Annotated in this window: 14 protein-coding genes and 1 tRNA gene; 8 read left to right on the top strand and 7 right to left on the bottom strand. The window is 70.7% G+C overall.

Annotated elements, in window-relative coordinates; all coding sequences use genetic code 11:
- The first annotated feature begins 64 nt into the window (after positions 1 to 64).
- Entirely contained in the window at positions 65 to 682 is a 618-nt protein-coding gene (locus tag ACTIFV_RS07200; RefSeq protein ID WP_439592093.1) for a DUF6624 domain-containing protein, read from the top strand.
- Positions 683 to 725: 43 nt separating this feature from the next.
- On the opposite strand, the gene ACTIFV_RS07195 is transcribed toward ACTIFV_RS07200, so the two are convergent.
- Positions 726 to 798: transfer RNA gene (locus ACTIFV_RS07195), tRNA-Ala, on the bottom strand.
- 77 nt (positions 799 to 875) lie between these two features.
- Here ACTIFV_RS07195 and ACTIFV_RS07190 point away from each other — a divergent pair.
- The gene (locus tag ACTIFV_RS07190; RefSeq protein WP_439592092.1) at positions 876 to 2,066 is read left to right on the top strand and encodes an amidohydrolase family protein; all 1,191 of its coding nucleotides are present in this window, start codon (positions 876 to 878) and stop codon (positions 2,064 to 2,066) included.
- 3 nt (positions 2,067 to 2,069) lie between these two features.
- Here ACTIFV_RS07190 and ACTIFV_RS07185 read toward each other — a convergent pair whose 3' ends face one another.
- The 3 genes from ACTIFV_RS07185 to galU form a co-directional block, all read right to left on the bottom strand.
- Positions 2,070 to 2,936, bottom strand: coding sequence for a large exoprotein (locus ACTIFV_RS07185; protein ID WP_439592091.1), 867 nt, complete (start codon positions 2,934 to 2,936; stop codon positions 2,070 to 2,072).
- An 80-nt stretch (positions 2,937 to 3,016) separates the two neighbouring features.
- Positions 3,017 to 3,646, bottom strand: coding sequence for a GNAT family N-acetyltransferase (locus tag ACTIFV_RS07180; protein WP_439592090.1), 630 nt, complete (start codon positions 3,644 to 3,646; stop codon positions 3,017 to 3,019).
- Positions 3,647 to 3,671: 25 nt separating this feature from the next.
- Entirely contained in the window at positions 3,672 to 4,559 is an 888-nt protein-coding gene (gene galU, locus ACTIFV_RS07175) for a UTP--glucose-1-phosphate uridylyltransferase GalU (protein ID WP_439592089.1), read from the bottom strand.
- Between the two features lie 83 nt (positions 4,560 to 4,642).
- Here galU and ACTIFV_RS07170 point away from each other — a divergent pair, with 83 nt between their 5' ends.
- The 3 genes from ACTIFV_RS07170 to mscL are packed head-to-tail and all read left to right on the top strand — an operon-like array spanning position 4,643 to position 6,031.
- A complete protein-coding gene (locus tag ACTIFV_RS07170) occupies positions 4,643 to 5,239 on the top strand; it encodes a 5-formyltetrahydrofolate cyclo-ligase (RefSeq protein ID WP_439592088.1) in 597 nt (198 codons plus the stop codon).
- Positions 5,240 to 5,256: 17 nt separating this feature from the next.
- The gene (locus ACTIFV_RS07165) at positions 5,257 to 5,547 is read left to right on the top strand and encodes an FmdB family zinc ribbon protein (protein ID WP_439592087.1); all 291 of its coding nucleotides are present in this window, start codon (positions 5,257 to 5,259) and stop codon (positions 5,545 to 5,547) included.
- Positions 5,548 to 5,578: 31 nt separating this feature from the next.
- Positions 5,579 to 6,031: a large conductance mechanosensitive channel protein MscL gene (gene mscL / locus ACTIFV_RS07160; RefSeq protein ID WP_439592086.1), complete on the top strand. Its 453-nt coding sequence runs from the start codon at positions 5,579 to 5,581 to the stop codon at positions 6,029 to 6,031.
- Between the two features lie 183 nt (positions 6,032 to 6,214).
- Here mscL and ACTIFV_RS07155 read toward each other — a convergent pair whose 3' ends face one another.
- On the bottom strand, positions 6,215 to 9,952 hold the full coding sequence (locus ACTIFV_RS07155) for an AAA family ATPase (RefSeq protein ID WP_439592085.1): 3,738 nt from the start codon (positions 9,950 to 9,952) through the stop codon (positions 6,215 to 6,217).
- Between the two features lie 185 nt (positions 9,953 to 10,137).
- Here ACTIFV_RS07155 and ACTIFV_RS07150 point away from each other — a divergent pair, with 185 nt between their 5' ends.
- Positions 10,138 to 10,665: a methylated-DNA--[protein]-cysteine S-methyltransferase gene (locus ACTIFV_RS07150; RefSeq protein ID WP_439592084.1), complete on the top strand. Its 528-nt coding sequence runs from the start codon at positions 10,138 to 10,140 to the stop codon at positions 10,663 to 10,665.
- Between the two features lie 80 nt (positions 10,666 to 10,745).
- Here the strand turns inward: ACTIFV_RS07150 and ACTIFV_RS07145 are convergent, their stop codons facing one another.
- Both ACTIFV_RS07145 and ACTIFV_RS07140 read right to left on the bottom strand, forming a co-directional pair.
- Positions 10,746 to 12,365 carry a solute symporter family protein gene (locus ACTIFV_RS07145; RefSeq protein ID WP_439592083.1) on the bottom strand — a complete coding sequence of 540 codons (1,620 nt, stop codon included), beginning with the start codon at positions 12,363 to 12,365 and terminating at the stop codon, positions 10,746 to 10,748.
- Entirely contained in the window at positions 12,362 to 12,727 is a 366-nt protein-coding gene (locus tag ACTIFV_RS07140; RefSeq protein WP_439592082.1) for a DUF485 domain-containing protein, read from the bottom strand. The genes ACTIFV_RS07145 and ACTIFV_RS07140 overlap by 4 nt, the downstream gene beginning before the upstream one ends.
- Before the next feature lie 140 nt (positions 12,728 to 12,867).
- Here ACTIFV_RS07140 and ACTIFV_RS07135 point away from each other — a divergent pair, with 140 nt between their 5' ends.
- Both ACTIFV_RS07135 and ACTIFV_RS07130 read left to right on the top strand, forming a co-directional pair.
- Positions 12,868 to 13,728, top strand: a complete 861-nt coding sequence (locus ACTIFV_RS07135) for a LuxR C-terminal-related transcriptional regulator (RefSeq protein ID WP_439592081.1) — start codon at positions 12,868 to 12,870, stop codon at positions 13,726 to 13,728.
- Between the two features lie 45 nt (positions 13,729 to 13,773).
- On the top strand, positions 13,774 to 14,127 hold the full coding sequence (locus ACTIFV_RS07130; RefSeq protein WP_439592080.1) for a histone-like nucleoid-structuring protein Lsr2: 354 nt from the start codon (positions 13,774 to 13,776) through the stop codon (positions 14,125 to 14,127).

Raw genomic sequence — 14,127 nt, 5'->3', positions numbered from 1 at the left:
GGATCTGCGGTGCGAACGTTGCACCGCGGCGCGAGCCCGCGCAAGGATGGATCCAGGGGGTGTCGTGCGCAGATCAGGGGCTGTCACGCTGATGGTGGCCGTCGCGCTCCTTGTCGCCGGATGCACCGGATCCACCGGGGGCGCCCCGACGGCGACGTCAGCGTCATCGAGCACGGTGCATACCCCGGCGGCGGCCGTGGACGAGGAACTGCAGGCGGAGCTCCTGGCGATGTTCGAACGCGATCAGGCCGGTCGACTCGGCGGTGTCGACGACGAGGGCGACCAGCGGCGCACCGACCGGCTCGCGGAGATCATCGGCGAGTACGGCTGGCCCGGCGTCTCCCTCGTCGGAGAGGACGGTGAGGATGCCGCGTGGGCGATCGCCCAGCACTCCGACCTCGACCCCGCCTTCCAGGAGCGCGCCCTCGATCTGCTGGAGGCAGCCGTCGCCGCGGGCGACGCGTCGCCGGGCAATCTCGCGTATCTCTCCGACCGCGTCGCGGTGGCGAAGGGCGAGCCTCAGCGCTACGGCACGCAGGTCGGGTGCGGCGAAGACGGCCCGACGCCCGCGACGCCGCTCGAGGACGCGGCATCCATCGACGACATCCGCACCGACGCCGGCCTCCCGCCCTTCGAGGACTATCTGGCCGAGATGGCGCAGATCTGCGCCGAGATCGAGTAGACGTGGAAACGCCCCTCCGAAGAGGGGCGTTTCGTGATTCCGGTGGACCTAAGGGGATTCGAACCCCTGACCTCCTCGATGCGAACGAGGCGCGCTACCAACTGCGCCATAGGCCCGTGAACCTCCGTTAGATTATCACGGCTCGAACGCCCTCCCGAATCGACGACGACGCCGCGAGAGGCAGGATGGAACCATGCTCTCCTCGCTCCGCCCTGTCACGTCCGTCCGCAACGTCCGCCCCTGGGGAGGTGCGCTCAGCGACCTGCGCATCGCCGCGGACGGGACGTGGGAGACGATCGCGAACGCGACCGACACGCCGCTCCAGGACGGTGAGATCGACGGTCGCGGGCTCCTCGCCCTCCCCGGGCTGCTCAACGTGCACGCGCACGTCGACAAGTCGTGGTGGGGTCATCCGTGGCAGTCGTACGGCGGCGAAGGCGGCACCGAGGGGCGCATCCGACACGAGCGCGCACGACGCGAGGAGCTCGGCATCCCAGGGCTCGACGTCACGCGGAACGTCCTCGAGCAGTCCGTGCGCACCGGCACGACGGCGCTGCGCACGCACGTCGACGTCGACCCGGGCATCGGCCTGCGCGGCATCGAGGTCGTGCGCGAGGCCGTCGCCGAGTACGACGGCGCCCTGCACGCCGAGATCGTCGCCTTCCCGCAGGACGGCGTGCTCCGCCGCGACGGGGTGCTCGACCTGCTCCGCGCCGCCGCGGACGCGGGTGCGGAGCACATCGGCGGACTCGACCCGGGATCCATCGATCGCGACCCCGTCGGTCAGCTCGATGCGCTCTTCGCGATCGCGGCCGACACCGGCGTCGGCATCGACATCCACCTCCACGATTCCGCCGACCTCGGAGCGTTCCAGATCGAGCTCATCATCGACCGCACCGCACGCCACGGCCTCGCGGGCCGCGTCAACGTCGCGCACGGGTTCGCGATCGCCGAGGTCTCCCCCGCCCGCCGTCACGATCTGCTCGAGGCCATGGGCGCCCTCGACATCAGCATGACCACCGTCGCACCGCTGCGTCTGCCCCAGCTGCCGCTGACGGAGATGGATGCCGCGGCCGTCCGCTTCGGATTCGGCACGGACGGCATCCGCGACCTCTGGAGTCCCTACGGCACGGGCGATCTGCTCGGCATCGCGTGGCAGTACGCACGGTCGTCCGGCATCGTGCGCGACGAGGATCTCCACCGTGTCGCCGAGCTCGCCACGCGCGCCGCCGCCGCGTTCGTCGGACGATCGACGCACGATCTCGTCGTCGGCGCTCCCGCCGATCTCGTGCTCGTGGACGCGGAGAATCCCATGGATGCGATCGTCCGCACGCCCCCGCGCGAACTGGTGCTCGGCAGCGGCCGCGTGCTCTGGGAGATCTGACCGCTACTGGCCGGATGCCCGTCGGGAGAGCAGGTCGCGCACGTGGGCCTCGATCTCGGCGTCGTCGACGAAACCCATGCGGGCGAACTCGCGCGCCGGGCGCGCCGTGTCGATCGACGGGGGCCGCTGCGCCTCCGCACGCTCGCGCATCGCTTCTTCGACGGCAGCCTGGCGCACCGCCTCACGCGCCTCTTCGGCATCCAGCAGGGCTGCGGCACGGGACCCGGCCGACGCCGTGAGCGGCTTGGGCAGCTCGCGCGGCGACCACACGCGCGGCGCCTCGCCGACGGCGAGATCCTGGACGGCGGCCATGGGGCGCGGCTCGGCAGAGGTCTCGCGCACGATCGCCCGCGCTCCGACGCGCGACATCCGGTGCAGCAGCAGCCCGCAGACGGCGGCGAACGCCACGCCCGACCACAGGAGCACCTGTGATCCCGTCGCGACGACCTGCCACCCGCCCCAGACGGCGACACCGATGCCGACGAGTGCGAAGAGCGTCGTGGTGATCCTCATCCGCCGGCGGGCGCGAGCGCGCCGCGCGAGCGGCGTCGACCGCGCGGCGGCGCGTTCATCGCGCGCGCGCTCGAGGTCGAGACGGGCATCCTCGAGCGCCGCGTGCTCGCGCTCGGCGAGGGCGCGGCGTGCGAGCTTCTGCTGCGCGAGCGCCGTGCGTGCGGTCAGTTCGAGGCGCACCTCGTCGGGAGTCTCGCTCGTCTCGGCGAGCACGCGCAGCGCCTGGTTCAGGCGCACGGCGTTGCGCTCCGACGCGTCGTACTGACGGCGGCTGTGCCACGACGGCAGCAGATAGACGAGCCACAGGAGCACGGCGACGAGCACGATCACTCCGCCGCCCAGTACCTGCCCACCCATGGCGTCCACGGTAGGCGACAGGATGCGGCGGACCCGGCATCCCGTCGCGTGTCCTTCAACCTCGGGTCAAGGGTTAACCTTCACGCGTGCAGGCGGTCCGCCGGCGGCACGGTCGCCGCGTCCTGCGGCGCGCGCCCGGCGACCCATCGCTGGAGCACTCCCTCGGGCACCTCTTCGCGGACGAGCGCGAATGCGTAGTGGTCGCGCCAGTCGCCGTCGATGTGGATGTAGCGCCGACGCAGCCCCTCGTAGCGGAAGCCGAGCTTCTCGACGACGCGGATGCTCGCGGCGTTCTCGGGGCGGATGCAGATCTCCATGCGGTGCAGGCGCAGCTCCGAGAAGCAGACGTCGGTCGCGAGGGCCACCGACGTCGGCGTGATGTTGCGCCCCGCGTAGCGCTCGCTCACCCAGTAGCCGATCGTCGCCGATGCGAGCGACCCGCGCGCGATCCCCCACACGTTGAGCTGACCCGCGATGTCGCCGTCGTGCTCCATGACGAAGGGCACTCCGGCACCGTCGCGGTACTGCTGGAGGAGGCGTCGCACACCGAGGCGCATGTCGAACGAGACCGGGCCGTCGGGGCTCGTGGCCTCCCACGGGCGCAGCCATCCGCGATTGGACAGGAGCTCCTGCTGGAGCACGCGCGCGTCGCGCTGCTTCACGAGACGGATCGAGACCGGACCATGGCGCCGTGGAGTGCTGAGCTCCATGCGACCCCCTCGTGACGAGCGGCGATCAGAGGTTCGCCGCGAACTCCTTGAACCAGGGTCGCAGGTCTGGACCGAGATCGTCGCGATCCGCCGCCAGCTGCACGATGGCCTTGATGTAGTCCACCCTATCGCCGGTGTCGTAGCGACGACCGCGGAACACGACGCCGTACACGCCGGGGCCGTCGGGATCCGCCGCGAGCTCCTGCAGGGCATCGGTGAGCTGGATCTCGCCGCCCTTGCCCGGCTCGGTGCGCTCGAGGATGTCGAACACCGACGGCGCGAGGACGTAGCGGCCGATGACGGCGAGGTTGGAGGGGGCGTCCTCCTTGTTGGGCTTCTCGACGAGACCCGTGATCCTGACGATGTCGTCGTCGTCGGTCGGCTCGGCCGCCGCGACGCCGTAGAGCTGGATGTGGTCGGGGTCGACCTCCATGAGTGCGACGATCGCCGCGCCCGTGCGCTCGTGCTCCGCGATCATCGTCGTCAGCAGCTCGTCGCGCTCGTCGATGAGGTCGTCGCCGAGCATGACGGCGAACGAGGATTCGCCGACGTGGGCCTTGGCCCGCAGCACGGCGTGGCCGAGCCCCTTGGGCTCGCCCTGGCGCACGAAGTGGATGTCGGCGAGGTCGCTCGACTCGAGGACCCGCTGCAGGCGCTCGCTGTCGCCCTTGTCCTTCAGCTTGACCTCGAGCTCGGGCACCGAGTCGAAGTGGTTCGAGATCGCGTTCTTGTTGCGCCCGATGATGACCAGGATGTCGTCGATCCCGGCGGCGGCGGCCTCTTCGACCACGTACTGGATCGCGGGCTTGTCGACGACGGGCAGCATCTCTTTGGGCATCGCCTTGGTCGCGGGCAGGAATCGGGTTCCCAGGCCTGCGGCGGGAATGACGGCCTTGAACGGCTTATGCGGCATGCCGAGAACTCTACCGACAACGCATACCCGCTTGCTGTCCCCCGTTCGGGGGTCTATGGTTCGCGCTCGCCTAGACTCGAGTCATGCCGAACGCCGTCCACGACGAGAAGCGCGCCCTGCGCGCGGATCTGCGCGAGCGGCGCCAGCTCCTGTCGGAGAGCGCGCGGGATGCCGCGGCCTCCGGCATCCGCGAGCAGCTGGACGCGCTCGTCGAACGCCTCGGGGTCACGTCGATGTCGTGCTATCTCTCGACCACGACCGAGCCCGGCACGCACGAGTTCGTCGAGCGTGCGGTCGCCCGCGGCATCCGGGTCCTCCTCCCCATCACCCGAGCGGACGGCCTTCTGGACTGGGCGGTGGCGACCCCCGACGGCGACATCGCCGAGGGGCTCTTCGGCCTGCCCGAGCCCGTCGGCGAGGTGCTGGGCCCCATCGCCGTCAACGACGTCGACGTCCTCGTGATCCCGGCCGCCGCGGTCGGCCGCGACGGCATGCGGCTGGGCTGGGGACGCGGCTACTTCGACAAGACCCTGGGTTCGATGGAGAAGTGCCCACCCGTCTACGCCGTCGTCTTCGACTCCGAAGTGCTCGACGACGTCCCGTCCGACGAGCGGGACGAGCCCGTCACGGGCGTCGTGACACCGACCCGCACCCTGACCCTGTCGCCCACGCGGCGCTGAACCGACACCGAGAGCCCATGCCTACCTACGCCTACGCCTGCAAGCAGTGCGGTCACCGCTTCGACGCCGTCCAGTCCTTCGCCGATGCGACGCTCACCGAGTGCCCCGAATGCGGCGGGCCGCTGCGCAAGGAGTACGGCTCGATCGGTGTCACCTTCAACGGCTCGGGCTTCTATCGCACCGACTCCCGCGCCAAGACCTCGTCGAGCGACTCCTCCGCAGCGTCCTCCTCGGGTGGCAGCGACTCGGGATCTTCGACATCATCGAAGTCTGAAGCGAAGGCTTCGCCCGCACCGTCGGGTTCGTAACCGGCGCACGTGCGCCGTGAGGGGGCAGCACATGATCCAGGGGTTCAAGGAGTTCATCACCCGCGGCAACGTCATCGACCTCGCCGTCGCGGTGGTCATCGGCGCGGCGTTCACGGCCGTCGTGAACGCGATCGTCGCGGGACTCATCAATCCGCTGATCGCACTCGTCTTCAAGGCCGACAGCCTCGACGAAGTCGGACCGACCATCACCGGCCTGCAGGGCCAGGAGGTCTTCTTCCCGCTCGGGGCGATCGTCGGCGCCATCATCGCCTTCCTCGCCGTCGCCGTCGTGGTCTACTTCGTGTTCGTCTTCCCTATGAACAAGTTCAAGGAGCGCGCGGCGGCCCGCGCGGGCGTCGCCGACGAGACACCGGCCGGACCGACCGAGACCGAGCTGCTGACCCAGATCCGCGACCTGCTCGAGCGCCAGACCGGCGTCTCGGTCTCCACGACGCCGCCGGCCGGAGAGGCGCCGAAGGCCTAGTAGTGCGGCGGGACGTCCCGGCGCAGCTGCTCGTCGTTGGGTCCGCCTGACGAGGGACCGGATGCCGCGGTATCCGGAGCCATCACCGGTTCCTCCGTGGTGCCCGGCGCGGGGGTGAGCTTCACACGGCGGGAGCCCGGGACCCGGACGATCCGCTGACGACGCGGTTCCGTCGACTCGTGATCAGTCGACATCGATCGGCTGCGTGACGGTGCCGGCGCGGGGCTGGCCCGGGTCCACGCCGAGGAGAGCCGCGATGCGCGCCGCGACCGAGGCGGGGTCGTTGTACAGATCGAACGAGTGCACGCGCACGTAGTGCCAGCCGAGGCGGCGCAGGATCTGCGGACGCAGGCGCAGCGACTCGCGCAGCGACTCCCCGATCGTCTCGGGATCGCTCTCGGCGACGACCGCCTTGCCGTCGTACTGCGCGACCAGCGGCAGCAGTCCGCGGTAGTGCACGTCGACGGCGACGCCGAGAGCGCGCAGCTCCCGCGCGAGCGCGAGGGTCAGCGGATCCGCGAGGTCCTCGAGCCGTGCGTCGCGTCCACGAGCGGCGAGGCTGCCCAGGATGTTCATGATGATGGCGGCGCCGTACTCGAGACGGCCGTCCTCGAACGCGGTCGGGCGGATCGACGACACGATCACCATCGAACGGCGCGCGCGCGTCATCCCGACGGTCAGCAGTCGCTCGCCGTCGGGCGTGGACAGATCGCCGAAGTCGCTCAGGACGCGCCCGTGCTTGGTGAGCCCGAAGCCGAGCGAGAACACGACGCGGTCGCGGCTCTCGGCGACGGATTCCTCGAGCGTGAGCACCGCGAAGGGCTCGGCCGTGTCGCGCGAGACGAAGTCGGCGACGTCGGTGCGACCCGCGAACGCGTGCTCGACCGCGGCGCGGATGCGCTCGGCGTGCTTGGCGCTGGCCGTCACGACCATGAGCGACTCGCTGCCGCGGTTGACCGCGTGCTCGACGACGAGCGTCACGACGCGCGCGACCTCGGCATCCGGACTCTCCACTGCTCCCGTGACCGGGTCGGGCATGCCGGTGCCGCCCTCGACGTAGTCGACGCTGAGGCTCCCCCGCCCCAGGTACGACCCCGCCCACGGATACGAGACGATCTCGCCGCCGTAGAACGCGGCGTTGACCAGTTCGGCGAGGTCCTCGCCGCCTGCGCGATAGCTGCGGGTCAGGGTCTCGACCGGGACGATCTCGGCGAGGCGCTCGAACACGCTCGTCTCGTCGAACGGCTCGGGGGCCTCGACCGGTGGCGCCGACGTCATGCGGAAGGCGTCCTCGGGCGCGGACGCCGGTCCGGTCGCGATCCGGAACGGCGTCGGCTTCTGGGTCACGGGATCGCCGAAGACGACGATCTGGCGCGCGCGGCGCAGTGCCGGCGCGGCCTCGGCGACGCACAGAGCCGCGGCATCCGCGATGATCACGACATCGAACCCGAAATCGTCGGGGATCGACGGCACGTCGTACGGCGAGGCCAGCCAGACGGGAGCGAGTGTGCGCAGCAGCGACGGCGCCGCGTCGAATGCGGCGCGCGGCGTCGCGTCGCCGTCCTTGAGCGCGCGCTTGAGCGCGTCGGCCTCGGCCGCGTGGTCGACGATGCCGATGCGCCACTGCGTCGCGAGCTGAGCGGCGAGGAGGGGTCCGGATGCCTGGGCGTGCGCCTCGTCGACGAGCCGGAAGTCCCGCTCGAGGCGATCGACGACGGCCGTGTTGGCGCCCAGGAGCGCGCGTTCGGAACGCAAGAGGTACTCGAGGGCCGACTGCCACCATGCGAACTCGAGCTCGGCGCCGACGAGCTTCTCGGGGACATGCCGCACCGACAGCTCGGTGAGCAGCGGCTCCAGCCCGAGGCTCGCGAGCTCGGTGCGGATCGTCGCGCGCTCGACGAGGTTGTCGAAGACGGCGGATTCCGCGGCGAGACCCGCGAGCGTGCGCACGAGCTCCGCGACCGGCAGGGTCGACAGGCGATCGGCGTCGCCGCGGCCGAGCGCGGCATCCAGTTCTGCGAGCTCGGCGTCCACCCGCTGCCACGCCACCTGCACGTCGGCGATGCCGATGGGGATCTCGGGCGTGACACCGGCGTCGACGAAGCGCTGCCACTGCGTGCGCTGCTGCTGGATGCGCACGAGAGCCTCGTGCATGTCGACGATGTGCACGCCGGGGCGGACGTACTCCTTCGACAGGCGCTTGAGGCGGCGGCGGTTGGCGCTCGACATCTGCGCGGCGTCGCGGCGCGGGCCGTGGGCCTGGATGAGCTCCCCCAGCGGTCGCTCGAACACCGTGAGGCTGAACCGGTCGAGGGAATCGCGGATGCCCTGCAGGAGCCGCAGGTACGCGCCGAGCTCGGCGAGCGTCTGGAACGGGTGCATGTGGGTCTGCGCGATGAGCTCGTAGCCGCGCTCGAGGAGGGCGGGCACCTCCTGACGGTGGAGGCGACCCGCGAGGGCGTGAGCGCCGCGGGCGTCCTCGGTCGTCGCGAAGGTGACGCCGTACCAGGGCGAGTCGTCGGGCCCGAAGCGGAACTCCCCCATGCGCGCCGCGGCGGCGAGCTTGGCCGCGGCCGCGGGTCGGTTCTCGGCGAGCCGCTCGAGGGTGTGCACGTCGAAGCGCGCGGTGGTCGCGGCATCCGGAGACTCCGTCGACAGCGTCGACAGCGCGCGGAGCACGTCGAGGACCGAGACGCCGAGAGCGGGATGCCGCGCCGTCACGGCGCCGCGATAGTCGCGCAGCACGCCGCGCAGGCGCACGAGCGCGTCGTCGATGTCGGCGACCTTGGGCTTCTCGGCCTTCTCGTTGCGACCGATCGCGCGCACGAGATCGCGCTGCAGGTGGCGCGGCGAGACGGCGAGGCCGGGGAGGCCGATGCCGGCGAGTCGATGGCGGGCGCCCTCGAGGGTGGAACGGCGGGCGCTCACGACGAGCACGCGCTTGCCGTCGCGCACGAGCGCACCCACGGCGTTGATGACGGTCTGCGTGCCGCCGGTGCCCGGCAGCGTGTGCACGGCGAGCGACTGCCCGGAGACGATGCGCGCGAGCACGTCCTCCTGCTCCGCATCGGCGTCGAGCAGATAGTTGTCGGATGCCGGGGCGCGCTCGTCCGGATTCGTGCGGGCCTGCACGTCGCGTAGCGCCGCGAGCCGGTCTCGGTCGTCGGGGTGGCCGGCGAGCGCGTTGAGGATCGGATGATCGAGGTGCGCGGCATCCGCCCGCATCGCCGACCCGACGTCCCCGAAGCTCGAGACGAGCAGCCGCGGCTGCACCGTGAACGACGGGATCGTCGCGGTCACGGCCCGCAGGCGGTCGATGACGGGCTGCGGCTTGAAGACGCCCTCGTCATAGGCGAGGGCGGCGAGCGCCTGCGCGTCGACGATGATGCCGAACAGCGCTGCGAGCGTGGACACGAGGTGCGGATTCACGACGTACGCGCCGTGCAGCTTCACCTCGAAGTCGGTCTGGTGGCGCCGGATCGCGAGCGGCCGCAGCAGCACGGGCGCGCAGAAGTCGTCCTCGCCGACGCGCCACGAGGCGAGCCCGACGGACAGGTGCACGGTGTCGAGCCCGCGGGTCGTGCGCAGCTCGACGCTCTTGTTCGTGATGCGCTCGGCCGCCATCCGGGCCGTCCGCAGCGCGACCTCGTCGCGGAAGAGTCCCGACAGCAGGGTGGAGCGGCCGGTCAGGAACTGCGGCAGACTGCCGGGGTGCGCCTTCGTGATCTCGATGGCGGCGTCGTCGCTCGCCACGTGCAGGAGCGTCGAGCGTCCGCCCAGCTGCGCCGCCTCCGTCTGGAGGCGCTCGCGCTCGGGGTCGGCCACGTGCGCGACCGTCACGCCGGGCTCCGCCACGGCGAGGTCGCCGGGCGCCGCCGTCGGATCGGATTCCTCGGCCCCGGCCGGATTCTCATCGGCCAAGGTGCTCCCGTCTGCTCGCCACACACGGCCACCCTAGGCGGCGACACGCTGCGGCTCTTGCATCTTCGCCGGGTTTCGCGGTATTGGAGCAGGTCGGCTCCTCCACAGGACGCGACCGGCACGCACTCCTCCCCACGTCGGTCGTCGCCGCGGACCGCGCCCGTCGCCCGGGGAAGGATCGAGTCATGACCGGATCGCCCCGCTACCTCGTCCACCCCTCGCCGATCGGCGAGATCATCATCGTCACCGACGACGACCGCATCCTGACCCTGCATCCCTTCGACGGTCCCCTCGGCGCCGAGCTCGAGCGCCTCTCGCTGGCTCTGCACGCGGTGCCCGAGGCAGAGGCGACGGATGCCGCGGTCCTCGCGGCCGCGCAGCTCGACGAGTACTTCGAGGGCGCCCGGCGGTCGTTCGATCTCCCCCTCGACTGGAGCGGCGTGCGCGGGTTCACGGCCGAGGCGCTCGCCGCGGTCTGCGACATCCCGTACGGCGAGACGGCGGGCTACGGCGAAGTGGCGATCATGGCGGGTCGGCCCCGCGCGGCGCGCGCCGTCGGCACGGCGTGCGCGTCGACGCCGTTCTCGATCGTCGTTCCCGTGCACAGAGTCGTGCGCGCCGACGGCTCCCTCGGCGAGTACGGCGGGCATCCCGAGATCAAGCGCTATCTGATCGACCACGAACACGAGAACCTCGCCGCCCGGGGCGTGTAGGCCGCCCGAGCACGAGTGCGGCCCCGGGGAGGGATCCCTCCGCCCCGGGGCCGCGATACCGCCGTCGTGCGCGAGCGCGCCTAGTGGTTCGTCGCCTTCTCGGCGCCGAACCCCGTCAGGGAGCGGACGTCCATCTCCGCCGCCTTCTCGGGATCCTCGTCCTTCTTCGACGTCACCGAGCCGAGCCAGCCGAGGAAGAACCCGAGCGGGATCGACACGATGCCCGGGTTGTTGAGCGGCCAGATCGCGGTGCCCACCTTGAAGACGCTCGTACCGTCCGCCGGACCCCAGAACACGGGCGAGAGGAGGATCAGCACGACGCACGAGATGAGTCCGCCGTACATGCTCCACACCGCGCCGCGCGTGGTGAAGTTGCGCCAGAACAGCGAGTACAGGATCGTCGGCAGGTTCGCCGAGGCCGCCACCGCGAACGCGAGCGCCACGAGGAACGCGACGTTCTGACCCTGCACGCCGATGCCACCGAGGATCGCGAGGATGCCGATCACGATGACGGTGCGACGCGCGACCTTGACCTCGCCGCCCTCGGGCACGTTGCCCTTCTTGACGACGTTGGCGTAGATGTCGTGTGCGAACGACGCCGCCGCGGTGATCGTGAGACCTGCGACGACCGCGAGGATCGTCGCGAAGGCGACCGCCGAGATGAACCCGAGCAGGATCGGTCCGCCCAGGTGCAGTGCGAGCAGCGGTGCCGCGGAGTTGACGCCACCGGGTGCGGCGGCGATCTCCTCCGGCCCGACGAGCGCACCGGCGCCGTAGCCGAGCACGAGCGTCAGCAGGTAGAACAGGCCGATGAGCCAGATGGCCCACACGACCGAGCGCCGGGCCTCCTTGGCCGTCGGCACCGTGTAGAAGCGCATCAGCACGTGCGGCAGACCCGCCGTGCCGAGCACGAGGGCGATCGCCAGCGAGATGAAGTCCCACGGATTGGCGCCGTACTGCAGGCCCGGTCCGAGGATGGCCTCGCCCTTCGGAGACATCTCGACGGCCTTGCCGAGGAGCGTGTCGAGGCTGAACCCGTTGATCGCGAGCACCCAGATCGTCATGACGAGCGCGCCGCCGATGAGCAGGAACGCCTTGACGATCTGCACCCAGGTCGTGCCCTTCATGCCGCCCACGAGCACGTAGATGATCATGAGCACGCCGACGACGGCGACGACGAGCGACTGGCCGAGCTGGTCGCCGATGCCGAGCAGCAGCGAGACGAGACCGCCGGCTCCCGCCATCTGCGCGAGCAGATAGAAGAAGCACACCGCGAGTGTCGTGATCGCCGCCGCCGTGCGCACGGGGCCCTGCTTGAGGCGGAACGACAGCACGTCGGCCATCGTGAACTTGCCGGTGTTGCGCATGAGCTCGGCGACGAGCAGCAGCGCGACGAGCCACGCGACGAGGAAACCGATCGAGTAGAGGAAGCCGTCGAACCCGTTGATCGCGATCGCACCGCAGATGCCGAGGAACGAGGCGGCCGAGAGGTAGTCGCCCGAGATCGCGAAGCCGTTCTGCGGCCCCGTGAACGACCGGCCCGCCGCGTAGTAGTCCGCTGCCGTCTTGTTGTTGCGGCTGGCCCGGATGACGATGAACAGCGTCACGGCGACGAACGCGCCGAAGATCGAGATGTTCAGGATCGGGTTGTTCTCCACGGTCTGCACGGCCGCGTGGACGGCTCCGAAGATCTCGTTCACGACGACGCCCCCTTCTTGCCCGACTCCTTCGATTCCAGATCCTCACGGATCTCGGCGGCGATCGGGTCGAGCTTGCGGTTGGCGTACGAGACGTAGGTCATCGTGATGGCGAAGGTCGTCACGAACTGGCCGAGACCGAGCAGCAGTCCGACGTTGATGTTGCCCCACACCGGCGTCGCCATGAACGCCGGCGCGAACGACGAGAGCAGCACGAACGTGAAGTACCAGACCAGGAATGCGATCGCCATGGGGAAGATGAAGCTGCGCTGCCGCTTCTTCAGCTCCTGGAAGCGCGGCGACTGCTCCTGCGCGATGTAGTCGATGCCACCGGGGGGTGCGGCATCCGTCCGGGATTCGGACATGTGGGCCTCCTTGCCAACATGGGTGCGACGCGGGCGCGTCGCCAGGGGATCCGGCTCCGGGCAGGGGGCGCCGAGGCCGGTGGTAGGGTCGACGCTACGAAAGACGGCGAAGACGCCGTACCCCCGGAAGTAGGTAATGCGTGGGCGCAGCACCGGTGAGCAGCGAGTCGAGCGAACAGCTCGTCGCGCGAGCCGTCGATCAGCTCACCCGGCGCACGCGCTTCCCCGTCGCCTTCGGCGGCCTCGAGAAGGACGGCTCGGTCCACGTCACCGCGATCGCCGGGGCGCGCACTCAGCATCTGCACGGGCTCGTCGTCGGAAAGGGACGAGGTCTCGGCGGCAAGGCGCTCGTCGAGAAGCGGCCGCGTCTCGCCCTCGACTACCGGTCGGCGCGCAGCATCACGCACGACTACGACCGCGCGGTGCTCGGCGAAGGCATCGCCACCCTGTTCGCCGTTCCGGTCGTCGTGGCCGGCCGTGCGCGGGGAGTCATCTACTGCGGGTCGTGGTCGGAGGCTCCCGTCGGCGATGTCGTCGCGGGGCCCGCGTTCGAGGTCGCCACCGAGCTCGCGACCGAGCTGCGGGTGCGCGAGGAGGTCGAGCGGCGCGTGTCGCTCGCACCGGTGACCGCGCCCATCCCCGTCTTCGGCGCTTCGGCCCGCGAAGAGCTGCGCGAGAGCTACGCCGAGCTGCGGAGCATCGCGGCCACCGTCGAGGACGCCGCCCTGCGACGGCGCCTCGAGGGCATCGAGCGTCGCCTCGCATCCATCTCGAGCGATGAATCCCCCGAGCCGCTCACCCTCGACGTGCGGCTCTCGCCGCGCGAGACGGACGTGCTCGCGTGCGTCGCGCTCGGCGCGACGAACGCCGAGATCGCCGCGACGCTCGCGCTCAAAGAGGTCACCGTCAAGTCGTACCTGCAGGCGGCGATGGGCAAGCTGGATGCCTCGACCCGCCATGCGGCGGTGGCCAAGGCGCGCCGCGCGGGCCTTCTCCCCTGAATCCTTCGACACGATTCCCGCCGTGATTCGCGTATTGTGCGGTTCATGGCCCGCAGAATCGTGCATCAGCTCGTCGACGACATCGACGGAACCGTCCTCGAGGTCGGAGAGGGCGAGACGGTGCTGTTCTCGCTCGACGGCGTCGCGTACGAGATCGACCTGACCGACGAGAACGCCGCGGCGCTGCGGTCGTCGCTCGAGCCGTACCTCGCGGCGGGCCGCTCGATCTCGTCGTCGCGTGCCGTGTCCTCGGCGTCGGGATCGGCGGGCAAGCGCCGCCGTCCCGGCCAGCAGGACTACAGCGCGATCCGCGCGTGGGCGAAGTCCAACGGCTACGAGGTCTCGGAGCGGGGCCGGGTTCCGGCATCCGTCCTCGAGGCCTACGAGGCCGCGCACTGA

This window comes from Microbacterium sp. (assembly GCF_051860965.1).
In the GTDB taxonomy this organism is placed as follows: domain Bacteria; phylum Actinomycetota; class Actinomycetes; order Actinomycetales; family Microbacteriaceae; genus Microbacterium.
This window is presented reverse-complemented; position numbering and strand designations above follow the sequence as displayed.

Coding starts and splice junctions, on each gene's coding strand:
- ACTIFV_RS07190 (WP_439592092.1), top strand. CDS start 876: ATGCTCTCCTCGCTCCGCCCTGTCACGTCCGTCCGCAACGTCCGCCCC.
- ACTIFV_RS07185 (WP_439592091.1), bottom strand. CDS start 2,936: ATGGGTGGGCAGGTACTGGGCGGCGGAGTGATCGTGCTCGTCGCCGTG.
- ACTIFV_RS07180 (WP_439592090.1), bottom strand. CDS start 3,646: ATGGAGCTCAGCACTCCACGGCGCCATGGTCCGGTCTCGATCCGTCTC.
- galU (WP_439592089.1), bottom strand. CDS start 4,559: ATGCCGCATAAGCCGTTCAAGGCCGTCATTCCCGCCGCAGGCCTGGGA.
- ACTIFV_RS07170 (WP_439592088.1), top strand. CDS start 4,643: ATGCCGAACGCCGTCCACGACGAGAAGCGCGCCCTGCGCGCGGATCTG.
- ACTIFV_RS07165 (WP_439592087.1), top strand. CDS start 5,257: ATGCCTACCTACGCCTACGCCTGCAAGCAGTGCGGTCACCGCTTCGAC.
- mscL (WP_439592086.1), top strand. CDS start 5,579: ATGATCCAGGGGTTCAAGGAGTTCATCACCCGCGGCAACGTCATCGAC.
- ACTIFV_RS07150 (WP_439592084.1), top strand. CDS start 10,138: ATGACCGGATCGCCCCGCTACCTCGTCCACCCCTCGCCGATCGGCGAG.
- ACTIFV_RS07140 (WP_439592082.1), bottom strand. CDS start 12,727: ATGTCCGAATCCCGGACGGATGCCGCACCCCCCGGTGGCATCGACTAC.
- ACTIFV_RS07130 (WP_439592080.1), top strand. CDS start 13,774: ATGGCCCGCAGAATCGTGCATCAGCTCGTCGACGACATCGACGGAACC.